This window comes from Devosia albogilva (assembly GCF_042685625.1).
GTDB lineage: Bacteria > Pseudomonadota > Alphaproteobacteria > Rhizobiales > Devosiaceae > Devosia > Devosia albogilva.
In genome coordinates, this window is record NZ_JBHUNP010000001.1 from 2,286,477 (window position 1) to 2,302,429 (window position 15,953).

Genomic DNA, 15,953 nt, shown 5'->3' on the forward strand with positions numbered 1-15,953 from the left:
GGGGATGGACCGGCAGAGAGACCAGATGGATTCGTTCGAGCTAAACAAGATCATGGGCGCCGTATTGGGCACCCTGCTGTTCGTGATGGGCGTGGGCTTCGTTGCCGAATCCATCTACCACCCGATTGAGAACCGTGGCCCCGGTTACAACCTGCCCGAGCCCGAGCCGACCACGGAAGTGGCGGAAGCCGGAGCTGAGGAGGTGGTGCCGCTGCCGGTGCTGCTGGCCAGCGCCAGCGCCGAGGCGGGTGCCTCTGCGGTGCGCAAGTGCCAGTCCTGTCACAATTTCGGCGAGGGCGAGCCCAACAAGCAGGGCCCGGCGCTTTATGGTGTGGTCGGACGTCCCGAAGGCGGCGTGCCCGGCTTTGCCTATTCGGACACTCTGATGGCCTATAATGCCGAAGGGCGGACCTGGACCTACGACAGCCTCGATCATTTCCTGGCTCGTCCGGCCGACTACGCTCCCGGCACTAAGATGAACTTCGCCGGTGTTCGCAGCGCCGAAGAGCGCGCCGACATTCTCGCTTATCTGCAGACCCTGTCGCCGAGCCCGGTTCCGTTCCCGGCTCCGGAAGAAGCTCCCGCCGAGGGCGCTCCGGCCGATGAGGGTGCAGCCACCACCGAAGAGGGTGCAGCCGAGGAAGAGAACCCGGCCACTGCTCCGGCCGACGAGGTCAGCACCGAGCAGGCTCCGGCCGCCGTGACCGACACCCCGACCGAAACCCAGTCGGACACCCCGGTTCAGGGCACCCCGACCACCAGTGGCCCCGGCGCAGCTCCGCCGCTGCCGGGCACGCCCGCGGCCGAAGGCGCGGGCAGCGAGACCGGCGCTCCGGCCGCCGCGCCTGCGCAGTAAGGCGCTCCATAGCGTTCAGTTCTTTGGGGCCGCATCCTTCGATGGGTGCGGCCCCATTTCTTTCACACGAGGCGCCCGATGTTGCTGCTGCACCTTTCCGATGTTGATGAGGCTGCGTGGGCCGCTGCCTTCACCGAAGCGCTTGCGCCCTATCCGGTGGTCCGCAGGAGCGACAGCTTCGACCCGGCTCAGGTGCGGTACATTTATGTCTGGAAGCCGAAGCCGGACGCCTTTGAGGGCCTCACCAGCCTCAAGGCGATCCTGTCTCTTGGTGCGGGCGTCGACGCGCTGCTCAAGCACTCGGCGCTGCCGGACGTGCCGATCGTTCGTTTCGTCGATGCGGACCTGACGCAGCGCATGAGTGACTATGTAGTGGCGCAAGTCACTATGCATCACCGCCTGTTCAGTCGCTTCCAAGCCGATCAGCGAGCGCGGCGCTGGAACCAGCTCTACCCGCCCTCGGCCAGCGAGAGCACCGTCGGCGTCATGGGCCTCGGTGTCTTGGGGCAGGATGCCTTGAAGCGCTTGGCTGCCCTCGGCTTCACGCTTCGGGGCTGGAGCCGCACGCCCAAGGAATTGGACGGCGTTGAGGTGTTCACCGGTGAGGACGAGTTCGACGCCTTCCTTTCCGGCACGGATATCCTGGTCAACCTTCTACCCCTGACCCCTGAAACGACCGGCATCCTCAACTACGACACCTTCAGCAGGTTGCGGCGTGATCGCCTTGCAGGTGGACCTGTGATCGTCAACGCGGCTCGCGGTGGCCATCAGCGCGAGGCGGATATCGTCCGGGCCCTTGGCGATGGTACCCTTGCCGCCGCCAGCCTCGACGTATTCGAGACCGAGCCATTGCCGGCGGACAGTCCGCTCTGGGACATCGAGACCTGCTACATCACTCCGCATGTCGCCGCGATCTCGGACCTCAAGAGCGGGGTGCGCTACTTCTCGCAGGTGATCCGCGACCACGAGGCAGGCGAGCCTCTCGTCAATGTGGTTGATCGAAACCGCGGCTATTGACGGAAAATTTGCTCGCGCGCGCGGACGATCCGGGCAATTGAGATCAGTCACAACTCCGGATGTCCATGACCGAAACTACCGCCGCCAGCAAACACGGGCTCTACGACCGCCTCAAGCAGGCTACGCAGCACCGGCTCGCCGAACCCATCCTCGCCCTGATCTGCTTTCTTGAAGCGATGATCGTGCCGGTGTTTCCGGAGATCATGCTGGCTCCGATGATTCTGGCGGATCGGCGCCGGGCTTGGCGACTGGCGGCCATCTGCACAGTCTCGTCGGTGGTCGGCGGTCTCGCCGGCTATGCGATCGGGTACTTCCTTTTCGACACGCTTGGCCGCGCCATCGTGGACTTCTACGGAGCGGGAGACGGCTTTGAATCCTTGCGCCGCAGCTTCAGCGAGAACGGTCCGCTGATGATTCTGATCGGTGCCGTGTCCCCGATTCCCTACAAGGTGATCACCATCACCAGCGGTGTCGCCGGTCTCGATCTATGGACCTTTGTGATCTACGGATTGATCGGCCGCGGCCTGCGCTTCTTCGTGCCCTGCGGGCTGTTCTATTTCTTCGGGCCAGCCATCACGGCGCTGATCGAGCGCTACAAGAAAGTGGCCGGATGGGGAATGATCATCGCTGTGGTCGCCGGCTTTGCCCTCGCGCCTCTGCTCTTCCCCAAAGCCGGGACCGAGGTGATGGACGAGCCGATGGAGCAGGCTGTCGGCGTCGACCTGGTGGAGAACTAAGAGCGGTCAGCACCCGTAGCGCTGCCGCAGCACACCATAGACGGCGCGGATCGCCTGATCCGTACCACCGACCGGCCGGCCCGGCCGTGCCTCGGGAGCCCAGCCATAGATGTCGAGGTGCACCCAGTTGCGAGCCTCGCGCACGAACTTCCGCAAGAACAGCGCCGCCGTCACCGAGCCGGCAAAGCCGCCGCTTCCGGCATTGTTGGTATCGGCCACCTTGGATGCCAACATCGAATCATATGGGCTCCACAGCGGCATCGGCCACAGCGGGTCTTCCCAGTCCAATCCTGAGGCGACGAGATCGCGCGCCAGGTTTTCGTCGGTTGAATAGAGCGGGGGCAGGTCCGGACCGAGAGCGGCGCGAGCCGCGCCGGTAAGCGTTGCCATGTCGAGCAGCAGGTCCGGCTTTTCGCTGTCGGCCAGGGCCAGCGCGTCGGCAAGGATCAGCCGCCCCTCGGCATCGGTATTGCCGATTTCGACGGTGATGCCCGCGCGAGACCGGATGATGTCGCCGGGCCGGAAGGAAGAGCCGCTGATGGCGTTCTCGACGATGGGGATCAGCACCCTGAGCCGCACCGGCAAGCGTGCGTCCATGATCGTGTGGGCGAGGCCAAGCACATTGGCCGCGCCGCCCATGTCCTTCTTCATCAGCAGCATCCCGGCAGCCGTCTTGATGTCGAGCCCGCCGGTGTCGAAAGTCACCCCCTTACCGACCAGAGTGACCTTCGGATGGTCCGGATTGCCCCAGCTCAGATCCAGCAGCCGCGGCGCCTCGGCACTGGCACGGCCGACCGCGTGAATCAGGGGAAAGTTCTGTGCGACGAGCTCTTCCCCGACAATTGCCGTGACGCTCATGCCGCGCTCGGCGGCAAACGCCCGAATGGTGCGATCGAGCGCATCCGGTCCCAGTTCATTGGGCGGGGTGTTGATCAGGTCGCGAGCCAGTGTGGCAGCCGCGACCTGGCGGCCCACTTCTGCGGCGTCAGCATCTGAAGGCAGTTCCAGTTCCGGAGCGGTGCGGGCCTGGCGGAACTGATCAAATCGGTAGGCACCGAGCCGGAACGCCGTTGCAGCCCGAGTCGCATCGCCGAAATCGCCTGCCAGCCGATATTGGCCCTCGCCAAGGGCAGCGCCGGCGAGCCCCGCCACGAACACCGGCCGGTTGGCGTCTGTGCCGGTGCCGAAGAGATAACCAGAGAGGTTGCCATTCTGGTCGGGCAGGGGGAGCAGTCGTCCCCTTTGTCCGGTGAAGCCGTTGGCCTTGGCCCATCCGATCTGGCCTGCCGTCAGTTCTGCCGATTCGAGACGGTCTTCGCCGACGAAATGGATGGGCAGGGTGATCGACTCGGCCATGTGAACTCTCCGCAAAAGCTTGTCGCTTGTACCGGCAGGGCAGGGTACCGGCAACGCTGGACAGCCAGGGTTTAACCCTGCGTTAGGGTTAATGTTTTATTGCTGAGGCGAGATGGGCCAGACCACCAGGAGCCACCGATGATCGCTCGCCTCCGCAATCGCGCTTTTCTACGAGCCTGCGCGGCCGCGGGCGTGGTTGTGCTGACCCTCTCCGCCTGCGCCTCCAACCGCGGCAGCATGCCCTCGCCCGACTATGCGGGCCTACCCGCCGGCGCGGCCCAACAGTCTGTCGCGGAGCTCTCCGCCCGCTATCAGCGCAATCCGCGCGACAAGGGCACCATTCTGCACTTCGCTGCTGCCCTGAGGGCGCAGGGCCAGAGCCAGCAGGCGGTAGCGGTGCTCGAGCAGGGCGTGAGCCTCTACCCTCAGGACGCCACCATAGCCGTCGCCTATGCCAAGGCACTGACGGCCGACGGACGCTTGGAGCAATCCCTGGCCGTGCTCGACCGGGTGATCCGCCCCGACATGCCCGATTGGAACGCGCTCCTGGTCAAAGGGGCGACCCTCGACCAGATGGGTCGTAACCAGGAAGCACGCAAGCTCTACCAGCAGGCACAAGTGCTGGCGCCGGGCGAAGCCTCCATCGAGACCAACCTCGGTCTGTCCTACGCCATGACCAATGACCTCGATGCAGCCGAAAAGCACCTGCGGCGCGCAGTTGGAATGCACGGCGCCAACACCCAGACCCGGCAAAATCTGGCATTGGTCATCGGTCTGCAGGGGCGCTTCGACGAGGCCCGTGCCCTCTACGCTGCCGAACTGCCGCCCGAACAGGTCGACAGCAACATGGCCTATGTCCGGGCCCTGCTGACGCAGCAGAATCGCTGGGACCTGATCCAGGGTTGAACCGCCTACCAACGCCGTTGACAGCGGGAAGTGCACGGCTATGGTCCGGCCGCACATCCTAGGAGCCCTGCCATGCCGACTGCGAACCCTGTCGAACTCGAACGCATCATCGATGCAGCCTTCGATGATCGCGCCAACATCGGCTTCGGTACCAGCGGCGAAATCCGCGAGGCGGTGGACGCAGCGCTCGAACTGCTCGACCGCGGCGAACTGCGCGTTGCTGAAAAGACCGAGAGCGGCTGGCAGGTCAATCAGTGGCTCAAGAAGGCTGTGCTCCTGTCCTTCCGGCTCAACGACAACCAGGTCATGGCTGGCGGGCCGCAGGGTGCTTCCTGGTGGGACAAGGTGCCGACCAAGTTCGAAGGCTGGGGCGAGAACCGCTGGCGTGAAGCCGGCTTCCGCGCAGTCCCCGGCGCCGTGGTGCGCCGCTCCGCCCATATCGGTAAGGGCGTGGTGCTGATGCCGAGCTTCGTCAATCTCGGCGCCCATGTCGGCGACGGCACCATGGTCGACACCTGGGCCACCGTCGGCTCCTGCGCCCAGATCGGCAAGAACGTGCACCTCTCCGGCGGCGTCGGCATCGGTGGCGTGCTCGAACCGCTGCAGGCCGGCCCCACCATCATCGAGGACAACTGCTTCATCGGTGCCCGCTCCGAGATCGTCGAGGGCGTCGTGGTCGGCGAGGGGTCCGTCATCTCCATGGGCGTGTTCATCGGCGCCTCGACCAAGATCGTCGACCGCGCCACTGGCGAGGTTCATATCGGCCGCGTGCCGCCCTATTCGGTGGTGGTTTCCGGCTCGCTGCCTGGCAAGCCGCTTCCCGATGGCACGCCGGGTCCGAACCTTTATTGCGCCGTGATCGTCAAGACCGTCGACGCCCAGACCCGCTCCAAGACCGGCATCAACGACCTCCTCCGCGACTGAGTTCGCCGCGGCTCGCACCTGAAGGGACGGACTTTGACCGCACCAGTGACGCTTGATCCCGTCCCCTTGCTGGAATCCCTGATCGCCTGCCCTTCGGTGACTCCCGAGGAGGCAGGCGTTCTTTCGGTACTCGAGGGCGCGCTTGTCGCCCTGGGGTTTACGGTGACCCGCCTCACCTTCGAGGGCGACGGTTCCTATCCCGTCGACAACCTGTTCGCGGTGCGTGGCAATGGCGGCAGGAGGCTGCTTTTCGCAGGTCACACCGACGTGGTGCCGCCCGGCGACCAAGCCTTGTGGACTGCCGATCCGTTTACCCCCCGCCAGGCTGGTGGGCGGCTCTACGGCCGGGGTGCTGCCGACATGAAGTCGGGCATCGCGGCCTTTGTCGCGGCGGCGGCGAACATTCCGGAAGACGCCGGTACGGTGATGCTCGCAATCACCAATGACGAGGAAGCCGACGCGGTGAACGGCACCGACAAGCTGCTCGGCTGGATGGCGGAGCAGGGCTATGCCTTTGATTTTGCTATCGTCGGCGAGCCGAGTTCGGCGAAGCTGCTGGGCGACAGCATCAAGATCGGGCGGCGTGGCTCGTTCTCGGGGCAGATCACCGTCACCGGCACTCAGGGGCATGTCGCCTATCCTGAGAAGGCCAACAACCCGCTGCCGGTGCTGGCGCGGGTGGTGACGGCGCTCGATGTGGAAATCGACCAGGGAACCGAGCACTTCCCGGCGACCAATCTCGAGGTCACCACCATCGATGTGGGCAATCCGGTCTCCAACGTCATCCCGGCTGCGGGGACGCTGCGGTTCAACATCCGCTACAACGATTTGTGGACGCCTGAGACACTTTCCGAGTGGATTCGCTTGCGTATCGTTACCGTCGATGCCGCAGGTGCAGAGATTGTGTTCGAATCCGTCGGCACGCCGTCACACGCCTTCCTGTCGCCGCTTAGCGACGACGTGGCGACTCTGTCCGATGCCATCGAGACGGTGACCGGACGGCGTCCCGAGTACTCGACCGGGGGCGGCACCTCCGATGCGCGCTTCGTCGCCCGCTATGGTCCGGTGGTGGAGTGCGGGCTGGTCGGTTCCACGATGCACAAGGCTGACGAGCATATCGCCATCGCCGACCTCGAGGGTTTGACCGCGATCTACCGCGAGTTCATGCAGCGCTTCTTCGATCGCGACGCATGAAGCTCTGGGCGACGCTGCGCGACGCGGTGATCGGCTGGCGGCTGTTGCTGGGAAGAGCACCCGGCTGGCGCGAGCGCTTCAGCCTTACGCGCCCGGGAATGGTCACGGCTCTCGGCCTTTTCGTCATCGTGGCATTGCTGGCCGTCAGCGTGGCATCGGTGGAGTACGGCGCGCCGACCCTGCCAGCGTTGATCGCGGGTTTGGCGGTGCTGATGATTCCCGTCGCTGCCGTGCTGCTCGCTTTGTGGCTGACGCGCAAGGCGGTGGGCGGGCTCGTCTCGTCGTTGGACGTGTTGGTCCCGGCGATCTTCCTCCTGATCGCCTTCGTGCCGCTGGAAGGCATCATCGCCGCCCTGATCGGCGGGCCGGCGATCATGCTGAGCTGGCTGGCGCTGGGCTTCGGGTACTTCCGGCTGGCGCGGGCGGCGACGGCGTGGAGCCGCGGCGTTTCCGCTTCATTTGCCATTCTGGCGGTGCTGATGCTTGTCGCCATGCGGATCGCGCTTTACATCCTGTCCAACCCGCCTGCTTCTCCCATCTGAGACCGCCCTTGTCCCAGCCTTCCTCCAGCTATGTCGAAGAGATCAAGGCTGCCGTGCGTGGCTGCATCGCTCTGGTGGTGGGGCAGCGCGACGCACCGTCCTATTTCGACTTCAGCCAGCGCGGTCTGGTCGGCAGCCTGCTGGCCGTGGTGATCGCCATCGCCTTGGCCGGGTTCGGACCGCTGCTGGCCGGGGCCCGGCTGCCCCCCGGCGCTGCCACCCAGTCGGTCGTCGTCAATGCCGTCCTGTTCGGGGCTCAGGCGCTGACTGCCTGGATAGCGCTGCGGCAGATGCGGCGCGGCGACGGCTTCGTGCCCTACCTCGTCGCCTCGAACTGGGTCACCTTCACCACAGCGGTGCTGTTGCTGCTGTCGACCTTCCTCGGGCCGCTGGGCATCATCATCCTGGTGGTTGTGGTGGTGATGGCCATCATGACCTTCATCAATATCGGCCGCTTCGTGGTGACGCTCACCCCGCTGCAGATCGGGCTGTTGTTCCTGTCGCAGGCGGTCGGTGTGTTCCTTGCGCTCGGCGTCGTGGCCATCATGCTGCCTCCGCCGCCGCTGCCGCCGGTCTAGTAGTCGACCTTGGTCAGGTAGAGCCCGTAGGGCGGTGCCATCGGGCCGCAGCGCGCCCGCTCGCGCGCATCGAGCGCCGCCCGGAACTCCGCAGGGCTCCATTTGCCCTCGCCGACCAGCTTCAGCGAGCCCACCATCGAGCGCACCTGATGATGAAGGAAGCTGCGGGCGCTGGCAGTGATGACGATGTGGTCCAGTTCGCGCCGCACCTCGAACCGGTCCAGCGTGCGTTCCGGCGAATTCGCCTGGCACTCGGCCGAGCGGAAGGTGGTGAAGTCGTGCCGACCGAGGATCAGCGCCGCCGCTTTCCCCATGCGGTCGGCATCGAGCGGCTTCGGCACGTGCCAGACCTGATAGCGCTCGATGGCTGCCGGCGCCCGGCGGTTGAGGATGCGGTATTCGTAGTGCCGTGCCGTGGCCGAGAAGCGCGCCTCGAACTCGTCTGACACGGCCTCGCTCTCCAGCACCACAACCGGATGTGGGCGGAGGTGGTAGTTCAGCGCCTCGCGTATGCGGAACGGGTTCCACATCTTGCCGAGATCGAAATGCACCACCTGGCCCAGCGCGTGCACGCCGGCATCCGTCCGGCCCGCGGCTTGGGTGGTGATGCGCTCGCCGCTCATGGCGAAGATCGCTTCTTCCAGCGCCTGCTGTACACTCAAGCGGTCCGCCTGGCGCTGCCAACCGCAGAAGGGTGATCCGTCATATTCGATCGTGAGCCTGTAGCGGGGCATGGGGATCAGCCCGCCTTCTCCGGCAACTGCCCCGCCCCGCGCAGGAACGTGGCGGCGTCCATGGCGCCCTTGCCTTCGCGCTGCACCTGCACCAGCCGCACCGCACCGACACCGCAGGCAATGGTCAGGTCGTTGCCGAGCAGGGTGCCAGGGGCGCCGCTGCCGTCGGCCAGTGTGGAGCGCAAGGCCTTGATCCGCACCGGCTTGCCGCCGAGCTCGAGTTCGAACCAGGCGCCGGGAAAGGGTGACAGGCCGCGGATGTGGTTGTGGACGGTCTCGGCCGGCAGCGACCAATCGATCCGCGCCTCGGCCTTCTCGATCTTGCTGGCATAGGTGACGCCCTCGGCCGCCTGCGGCGTGAAGTCGAGGCTGCCACGCTCGAGCGCTGCCAGGGCTCGGCCCATCAGGTCGGCGCCTACCCGCATCATCTGGTCGTGAAGGTCACCGGCGGTCGTCTCGGGCCCGATTGGGATGCGGTCGACCAAAGCCACTGGCCCGGTATCCAGCCCCTCGTCCATCTGCATGACCATGACGCCGGTTTCGCGGTCGCCGGCCATCACGGCCCGCTGGATCGGGGCGGCGCCGCGCCAGCGCGGCAACAGCGAGCCATGGAGGTTGAGGCAGCCCATGCGCGGCGCTTCGAGGATCGGCTTGGGTAGCAGCAGGCCATAGGCCACGACCACGGCGACATCGGCGTCGTGGCTCGAAAAGATGATCTGCTCGGCCTCGTTCTTCAGCGATTTCGGTGTGAACACCGGAATACCGAACCCGTCGGCGGCTTCGTGCACGGGCGAGCGGCGCTCCGCCTGGCCCCGGCCCGCGGGCTTCGGCGCGCGGGTGTAAGTGGCGACGATCTCGTGGCCGGCCGAGACGATCTCGGTCAACGTGGGAACGGCGAATTCGGGCGTGCCCATGAAGACGACGCGCATCGGCGGAACTCCTTGCCGGCGGCTCGTTCAGCGGCCGCGACCTCGTGGTTCGACAGGCTCACCATGAGGTCTACGCGAGCGCAGCACTCCGATAGACCTCATCCTGAGCCTGTCGAAGGACGAGGTCGCGGTCATTGACTATCCGGCCCGGCGGGCAGCCTTCTCGAACTTCTTGAGCACGCGGTCGCGCTTCAGGCGGCTGAGATAGTCGATATAGAGCACGCCATCGAGGTGGTCGATCTCATGCTGGACGCAGACGGCGAGCTTGCCCTCGGTATCCTTCACGACCTCGTTGCCATCGAGATCGGTGTACTTCACCGTCACGGCATTGGGCCGCTCGACTTCGTAATAGAGCTCGGGAATGGACAGGCACCCCTCTTCGGTGACCTGCATCTCGTCGCCGAAACGGACGATCTCGGGATTGATCAGCACCATCGGGTCGGGCTTCTCGCCCTCGCCGGCAATGTCGATCACCACGATGCGCTTCATGACCCCGATCTGCGGCGCGGCCAGGCCGATGCCGGGCGCATCATACATGGTGTCGAGCATGTCCTTGGCGAGGGTGCGGATCTCCTCGTCCACTTCGACGATCGGATCGGCCACGGACCTCAGGCGCTGATCGGGAATGACGAGAATGGGGCGAACGGCCATGGCGAGAGGTCCAGAATGCAAGGGAATTGGCACCGATATGGTCCTTTGCGCGCCTCCGGTCAACTCCGCCGCGCGGGAACCGCCGGTATGCGCCTGGAATTGAGCCGGCGAGGAGACAGGCGATGACCAGCACCTACAAGGGAAGCTGCCGCTGCGGAGCGGTGCGCTACCAGCTCGACGGGCACCCGCACAGGACAGGGCTCTGCCACTGCACCGACTGCCGCAAGGAAACCGGCTCCACCTTTCTCTACTATGGCGACTGGCGGCCCGATCAGTTCAGCGTGGCCGGCACATACACCACTTATGAGGGCCGCAGCTTCTGCCCGGTCTGCGGCACCCGGCTGTTCCACATCAGCGACGACCATGTGGAAGTCGCCCTCGGTTCGCTCGACGAGGCGCCGGTCGGGCTGGTGCCGGTCAACGAAGGCTGGATCAAACGGCGTGAGCCTTGGCTCCATCCGGTGCCCGGCGCCGGGCAGCACCGCGAGGATCTGGGCCATCCGGTTTAGGCGCGGCTCAGTTCGCTCTTGCTCTTGAGCACCTTGTCGCCGTCCTCCTGCTCAGGTAGGCTGGCTCTCGCTGCGATGCGTTGCGCTTCACCGCTGTGCCCTTGATGGTGCGTTCCACCGGCTGGGTGAAGCGTTCGACGATCCTGCCGGTGGCAGTGTTCGCGCCCCAGTTCCAGCTCACCTTGCTGCCTTTGCGGAACGATGTGGTTGCCATGGTGCCTCTCCGTTTCCGTCTGCAAACGCGAAGCCGGAGCGGGTGGTTCGCCACCGAAGTTGATGACGGTGGGATGAACCCGGCGCGCACAGCAACGTTGAACCGGTGAAACTGGTGCGCAAAGGAGTTTTCCATGCCCCCGATCACCAACCCCGGCCACATCATCCCGCAGGATATCGAACCTGGTGATGCGTCCGAGGCCTTCAACCTGGCCGAGCCCTATACGCAGACCGAGATCGAGGACCTGCTCTATGGCGACGACCGTCCCGCCAGTCACCGCCTGGCGCGGCTGCGGGAACTGCGTGAGCAGGCCGCTACCCGCGAAACCGGAGACTGGGGCGACCAGGACCCCCAGGCCAGCCTCGATGAGATCGACCGTGCCATCGACGAGCTGAGTGCCACCATCGCCAATTCCGACGACCTCGAGGACTATGCCGAGCTCAATCCTACGCTCGACTATGATCCCGAGGAGCGGCTGGACGCGCTGTCGCCCGACGATGTCGACTCGCGCCGCGCCATCGAGGGCCGCGATTCCGATGCCGATTTCGACGGCGACGAGGAGGATGCCGCACTCGAGCCGCTGGACGTGGCGGAATGGGAAGACGGTGACGACTTCGACCCCGACAAGGGCGTGCACTGAGGAATGTAGCTATCGCCCCTTCATCTCTCCCCTCACGGGAGAGGTGGGGTTCGGCTAGATCGCGGTGCGGGCCTTCAGCGCCTGGCTGAGGGTGCCTTCGTCGAGATAGTCGAGCTCGCCGCCGACCGGGACGCCATGGGCGAGGCGCGTCACTCGCGCGCCGCTGCCGGCGAGCCGGTCGGTGACGTAGTGCGCGGTGGTCTGGCCCTCGACGGTGGCGTTGATGGCGAGGACGATCTCGCCGAACTCGGGGGCGCGCCGCAGCAATCCGTCGATGGCGAGGTCATCGGGGCCGACGCCATCGAGCGGCGACAGCACGCCACCGAGCACATGGTATTTCACCGCGCCGACGCCGGCGCGCTCCAGCGCCCACAGGTCGGCGACGTCTTCGACCACGATCAGCATGCCGTTGTCGCGGCGGGGATCGGCACAGATGCCGCAGGGGCTGGCCGTATCGATATTGCCGCAGACCTCGCAGGTCTTGACCGCTGCAACGGCGCGATCGAGCGCGGCCGAAAGCGGCACCATCAACTGATCCTTCTTCTTGATCAGTTGCAGCACCGCACGCCGCGCCGAACGGGGCCCTAGCCCCGGCAGGCGCGCCATCAACTGGATCAGTTGCTCGATCTCGGGGCCGCCATTGGCCATTTGTGTTCTGGTCCCTTGCACCGCTGGCTTGGAGCTAACGCCGCCCCAGCTCCGATGTCATCCCCGCGAAAGCGGGGATCCATCCTGAGATCTCAAGATGGACCCCGGCTCAAGGCCGGGGTGACACCGTGGTTGTTGCGCCATCAGTGTGAATGCTCCCGGTAACCTCAGAACGGCAGCTTCATGCCCGGGGGGAGGGGCAGGCCGGAGGTGACTTCGGCCATCTTCTTCTGCATCTCGGCTTCGCTCTTGGCCTTGGCGTCGTTGTGCGCGGCGATGATCAGGTCCTCGAGCACCTCGGCCTCGGCCGGGTTGAACAGGGAAGGGTCGATCTTGATGCCGCGCAGTTCGCCCTTGCCGGTGAGCGAGACGGTGACCAGCCCGCCGCCGGCGCGGCCTTCCACCACCAGATTGCCGAGCTCGTTCTGAAGGGCTTCCATCTTGCCCTTCATCTCGCTCGCGGCCTTCATCATGCCCATGATGTCTTTCATTCGTCGTCCTCTTCCACTGGGGGTGGGGCGGCGTCGGCCGCCATCGGGGTTTCTTCGTCGCGCACGGTCACGTTGACGACCTTGGCGCCGGGGAAGGTCTCGAGGATCGCCTGCACCAGCGGGTCCTCATGCGCCTGCCGGTGCGCAGCCTCGATCCGCTGCTCCTTTTCCTGGCGCAGGGTCAGCCCTTCCGGCGGCTTGGTCGAGACGGTGATCAGCCAGCGCTCGCCGGTCCAGGTCTGCAGGCGCGCGGAGAGCGTGTTGATGATGCCGGGATCGGCGCCCTCGACGAGCGCCACCTCGATCTTGCCCTGCTCGAATGACACCGGCCGCATCTGGCTCTCGAGGGCCATGCGCACCAGGATGTCGCGCTTGGCGGTGGCGAGGGCGATCAGGTCCTTGTAGCTGGCAACGGTGGCGAGCGCCGGCTGCACGGTCGGCGCCGGCTGCTGCTGCGCCATAGCGATCGGCTGCGAGACGGCGACCGGTGCCGGCTGCGGCTGCTCGATGCGGAGGGCCGTAGCACCACCACCACCGCCCGAGGGGCCGCGTGGCGGCAGCGACGGGGCAGGGGAGGGCGGCGGCACCGGCTGGTTGGTCAGCCGGGCGATCACCTCGTCGGGGCTCGGCAGGTCGGCGGCATAGGCGAGCCGGATCAGCGCCATCTCGGCGGCCTGCAGGCCGTTATGGGCCTTGGCCACTTCGTCATGGCCACGGAACAGGATCTGCCAGGCGCGGCTGAGGGCGCGCATCGGCAGGCGGTTGGCAAGATCAGCACCGCGGCTGCGCTCGTCCGGGGTCAGCGAGACGTCGTCGGCTGCGGCCGGAACCACCTTGATGCGCGTGACGAGGTGGCAGAAATCGGCGAGGTCGGCGATGGTCGTCTGCGGGTCGGCGCCCATGTCGTAAAGGGCGCGCAGCGTGGTCAGGGCCTCCCCGACGCGGCCCGCCATGGCGTCCTCGAACAGATCGATGACGCGGGCGCGGTCGCCAAGGCCGAGCATGGCCTTGACCGTGGCGGCGGTGACGGTGCCGTTGCCATGGGCGATGGCCTGGTCGAGCAGGGAAAGGTTGTCGCGGGCGGAGCCTTCGCCGGCGCGCACGATCATCGCCAGCGCTTCCGGCTCGAACTGGATGCCCTCCTGCCCGAGGATGGTTTCGAGATAGGCGGTCATCACCTCCGGCGTGATGCGGCGGAGGTCGAAGCGCATGCAGCGCGACAGGATCGTCACCGGGACCTTGCGGATCTCGGTGGTGGCGAAGATGAACTTCACATAGGGCGGCGGCTCTTCCAGCGTCTTCAGCAGCCCGTTGAAGGCCGCCGTCGACAGCATGTGCACCTCGTCGATCACATAGACCTTGTAGGGCGCCGAGACCGGCCCGTACTTCACCGAGTCGATGATCTCGCGGATGTCGTTGATGCCGGTATTGGAGGCAGCGTCCATCTCGACCACGTCGACATGGCGGCCCTCGATGATGGCGCGGCAGTGCTGCCCTTCGACGCTGAGGTCGAGCGTCGGCTGGCGGCCGTTCTCGTTCTCGTAGTTGAAGGCGCGGGCGAGAATGCGGGCGGTAGTGGTCTTGCCGACGCCACGGACGCCGGTGAGGATGAAGGCGTGGTGGATGCGGTTCTGCTTGAAGGCGTTGCCCAGCGTCTGCACCATCGCGTCCTGGCCGACGAGCGTGGTGAAGTCGCGCGGCCGGTACTTGCGGGCGAGAACGAGATAGGGAGAGGTCTGAGCGTCAGCCATGGTCTGCCCCTCCCTCGGAAAGCACTGTCGGAAAGCCGCCTCTGGTCATCGGGGGATCATAGGGCCGTGGGCGTCGCAGGCAACTGCGCCGCGCTCGATGTCCAACGAAAGCGCATGGTGAAGTAGGAGGCTGGCAACGACCCGTGAGGATCTCGTTGGGGCTGCTTCCTTCCGGACCTGACCCGGTTGGCGAGGAACACGTCCGCGCCAACCTCCCGACCGGCTATATGCGAATTAATCATGGCCTTGGCAAGGCTGGGAGAGCACACCAGCAGCAAAAGCACGGCGTCATTCCCGCGCAGGCGGGAATCCACTCTTCCGCTGAACTCCGGAGAAGAATGGATCCCCGCCTTCGCGGGGATGACGTGGTGGGTGGATCGTCGGGACAAGCCCGGCAATGACGAAGGACCGATATGGAGTGACTCTCCGCGTCGTCACCACCGGGCTTGTCCCGGTGGTCCAGAGAGGCGCGGTTACCGTGCCTCGCGCCGGATTTCGCGCGCCATGGCGAGACTCCGGGCGAGGCGGGAGGCCCACAGGGTGACGCCGCGGGGCTCGAGGATTTCGTCGTGGCGCATTTCGATCATGGTGGATTCGATGCCGCGGCCGTCGCCATGGCGCTCGAGGGTGAGGGTCACGCCCTTGAGGGCGGCATAGGGTTCGTTCCAGCCGACATTGAGCGTGGCGTCCTCGGCCTTGAGGGCGCCATAGAGCGCCTGGGTGAAGCCGACATCCGTACCGTGCAGCAGGCCGATCGGCCAAGGCCGCGCCACGCCATGATAGACCGGCGTGAATGAGTGCATGCATACGAGGATCGTTTCCTGCCCGGCGTGCCGGCGGGCTTCGAGCAGGGTCTCAATGGAGGCATGGTAGGGGCGGTGATAGTGATCGATGCGGAACTGCCGCTCCGCGTCATCGATGCCCTCATTGGCGGCGATGCGGGTCGCTTCCGACAGGGTCCAGATCAGGTCGGGGGAATCGAGTTCGCGATTGCAGTCGATGATCAGCCGGCTGACGGTGGATTCCACCAGCGGGGCGTCGAGCAGGCTGCACAGGGCGCGCGAAACAGCCAGCGCTCCGGGGTCCCACGCAATGTGGCTCAGCCGTTCGACCGGGCTCAGCCCCAAGGTGCCGTAGCGCGCCGGGAGGCGGTTGCTGGCATGGTCGCACACCACCACGAAGGGCGAACTGCCCCGTGCGTTGGAAACCAGAACTGCTTTGTCGCGCCAGCCGTCCGCCTGCATCGCGTGCCCGATGTTCGTCTCACCAGCCGCCG

Annotated in this window: 19 protein-coding genes and 1 other RNA gene; 10 read left to right on the forward strand and 10 right to left on the reverse strand. The window is 65.9% G+C overall.

Features of this window, described 5'->3' with window-relative positions; genetic code table 11:
- Positions 1-25 precede the first annotated feature (25 nt).
- The 3 genes from ACFSX5_RS11540 (at position 26) to ACFSX5_RS11550 (ending at position 2,610) form a co-directional block, all read left to right on the forward strand.
- Entirely contained in the window at positions 26-856 is an 831-nt protein-coding gene (locus ACFSX5_RS11540; RefSeq protein WP_386833597.1) for a c-type cytochrome, read from the forward strand.
- A 78-nt stretch (positions 857-934) separates the two neighbouring features.
- Positions 935-1,873 (forward strand): 2-hydroxyacid dehydrogenase, encoded by a 939-nt coding sequence (locus ACFSX5_RS11545; protein WP_386833599.1) that lies wholly within the window; start codon positions 935-937, stop codon positions 1,871-1,873.
- A gap of 65 nt (positions 1,874-1,938) precedes the next feature.
- A complete protein-coding gene (locus tag ACFSX5_RS11550; protein ID WP_386833600.1) occupies positions 1,939-2,610 on the forward strand; it encodes a YqaA family protein in 672 nt (223 codons plus the stop codon).
- Between the two features lie 6 nt (positions 2,611-2,616).
- Here ACFSX5_RS11550 and ACFSX5_RS11555 read toward each other — a convergent pair whose 3' ends face one another.
- Complete coding sequence (locus ACFSX5_RS11555; RefSeq protein ID WP_386833602.1) at positions 2,617-3,966, reverse strand: leucyl aminopeptidase family protein; 1,350 nt, start codon at positions 3,964-3,966, stop codon at positions 2,617-2,619.
- Positions 3,967-4,104: 138 nt separating this feature from the next.
- On the opposite strand from ACFSX5_RS11555, the gene ACFSX5_RS11560 reads away from it, so the two are divergent.
- The 5 genes from ACFSX5_RS11560 (at position 4,105) to ACFSX5_RS11580 (ending at position 8,110) form a co-directional block, all read left to right on the forward strand.
- On the forward strand, positions 4,105-4,872 hold the full coding sequence (locus ACFSX5_RS11560) for a tetratricopeptide repeat protein (RefSeq protein WP_386833604.1): 768 nt from the start codon (positions 4,105-4,107) through the stop codon (positions 4,870-4,872).
- A gap of 72 nt (positions 4,873-4,944) precedes the next feature.
- Positions 4,945-5,796: a 2,3,4,5-tetrahydropyridine-2,6-dicarboxylate N-succinyltransferase gene (gene dapD / locus ACFSX5_RS11565; protein WP_386833605.1), complete on the forward strand. Its 852-nt coding sequence runs from the start codon at positions 4,945-4,947 to the stop codon at positions 5,794-5,796.
- A 33-nt stretch (positions 5,797-5,829) separates the two neighbouring features.
- Entirely contained in the window at positions 5,830-6,990 is a 1,161-nt protein-coding gene (dapE, locus tag ACFSX5_RS11570; RefSeq protein ID WP_386833606.1) for a succinyl-diaminopimelate desuccinylase, read from the forward strand.
- Positions 6,987-7,532 carry a hypothetical protein gene (locus ACFSX5_RS11575; protein WP_386833608.1) on the forward strand — a complete coding sequence of 182 codons (546 nt, stop codon included), beginning with the start codon at positions 6,987-6,989 and terminating at the stop codon, positions 7,530-7,532. The genes dapE and ACFSX5_RS11575 overlap by 4 nt, the downstream gene beginning before the upstream one ends.
- A gap of 8 nt (positions 7,533-7,540) precedes the next feature.
- Positions 7,541-8,110: a hypothetical protein gene (locus tag ACFSX5_RS11580; protein ID WP_386833610.1), complete on the forward strand. Its 570-nt coding sequence runs from the start codon at positions 7,541-7,543 to the stop codon at positions 8,108-8,110.
- On the opposite strand, the gene truA is transcribed toward ACFSX5_RS11580, so the two are convergent.
- The 3 genes from truA to def all read right to left on the reverse strand — a co-directional run bounded on the left by truA (position 8,107) and on the right by def (position 10,424).
- A complete protein-coding gene (gene truA, locus ACFSX5_RS11585; RefSeq protein WP_386833612.1) occupies positions 8,107-8,844 on the reverse strand; it encodes a tRNA pseudouridine(38-40) synthase TruA in 738 nt (245 codons plus the stop codon). The genes ACFSX5_RS11580 and truA overlap by 4 nt on opposite strands.
- Positions 8,845-8,849: 5 nt before the next feature.
- Complete coding sequence (gene fmt, locus ACFSX5_RS11590) at positions 8,850-9,773, reverse strand: methionyl-tRNA formyltransferase (RefSeq protein ID WP_386833614.1); 924 nt, start codon at positions 9,771-9,773, stop codon at positions 8,850-8,852.
- A 138-nt stretch (positions 9,774-9,911) separates the two neighbouring features.
- On the reverse strand, positions 9,912-10,424 hold the full coding sequence (gene def, locus ACFSX5_RS11595; protein ID WP_386833615.1) for a peptide deformylase: 513 nt from the start codon (positions 10,422-10,424) through the stop codon (positions 9,912-9,914).
- 122 nt (positions 10,425-10,546) lie between these two features.
- Between def and ACFSX5_RS11600 the strand changes: the two genes are divergently transcribed.
- Positions 10,547-10,933 carry a GFA family protein gene (locus ACFSX5_RS11600; RefSeq protein ID WP_386833617.1) on the forward strand — a complete coding sequence of 129 codons (387 nt, stop codon included), beginning with the start codon at positions 10,547-10,549 and terminating at the stop codon, positions 10,931-10,933.
- 7 nt (positions 10,934-10,940) lie between these two features.
- Here ACFSX5_RS11600 and ACFSX5_RS11605 read toward each other — a convergent pair whose 3' ends face one another.
- Positions 10,941-11,147, reverse strand: a complete 207-nt coding sequence (locus tag ACFSX5_RS11605; protein WP_386833618.1) for a hypervirulence associated TUDOR domain-containing protein — start codon at positions 11,145-11,147, stop codon at positions 10,941-10,943.
- A 133-nt stretch (positions 11,148-11,280) separates the two neighbouring features.
- Between ACFSX5_RS11605 and ACFSX5_RS11610 the strand changes: the two genes are divergently transcribed.
- Positions 11,281-11,787, forward strand: coding sequence for a hypothetical protein (locus ACFSX5_RS11610; protein ID WP_386833619.1), 507 nt, complete (start codon positions 11,281-11,283; stop codon positions 11,785-11,787).
- Between the two features lie 54 nt (positions 11,788-11,841).
- Here the strand turns inward: ACFSX5_RS11610 and recR are convergent, their stop codons facing one another.
- The 5 genes from recR to ACFSX5_RS11635 form a co-directional block, all read right to left on the reverse strand.
- Positions 11,842-12,435: a recombination mediator RecR gene (gene recR, locus ACFSX5_RS11615; protein ID WP_386833621.1), complete on the reverse strand. Its 594-nt coding sequence runs from the start codon at positions 12,433-12,435 to the stop codon at positions 11,842-11,844.
- Positions 12,436-12,602: 167 nt separating this feature from the next.
- The gene (locus ACFSX5_RS11620; protein WP_386833622.1) at positions 12,603-12,926 is read right to left on the reverse strand and encodes a YbaB/EbfC family nucleoid-associated protein; all 324 of its coding nucleotides are present in this window, start codon (positions 12,924-12,926) and stop codon (positions 12,603-12,605) included.
- Positions 12,923-14,677 carry a DNA polymerase III subunit gamma/tau gene (locus tag ACFSX5_RS11625; protein WP_386833624.1) on the reverse strand — a complete coding sequence of 585 codons (1,755 nt, stop codon included), beginning with the start codon at positions 14,675-14,677 and terminating at the stop codon, positions 12,923-12,925. Before ACFSX5_RS11625 ends, ACFSX5_RS11620 begins: the two co-directional genes overlap by 4 nt.
- 121 nt (positions 14,678-14,798) lie before the next feature.
- Positions 14,799-14,894, reverse strand: an RNA gene (gene ffs, locus ACFSX5_RS11630) — signal recognition particle sRNA small type.
- Between the two features lie 256 nt (positions 14,895-15,150).
- The gene (locus tag ACFSX5_RS11635) at positions 15,151-15,921 is read right to left on the reverse strand and encodes an N-formylglutamate amidohydrolase (RefSeq protein WP_386833625.1); all 771 of its coding nucleotides are present in this window, start codon (positions 15,919-15,921) and stop codon (positions 15,151-15,153) included.
- Positions 15,922-15,953 lie beyond the last annotated feature (32 nt).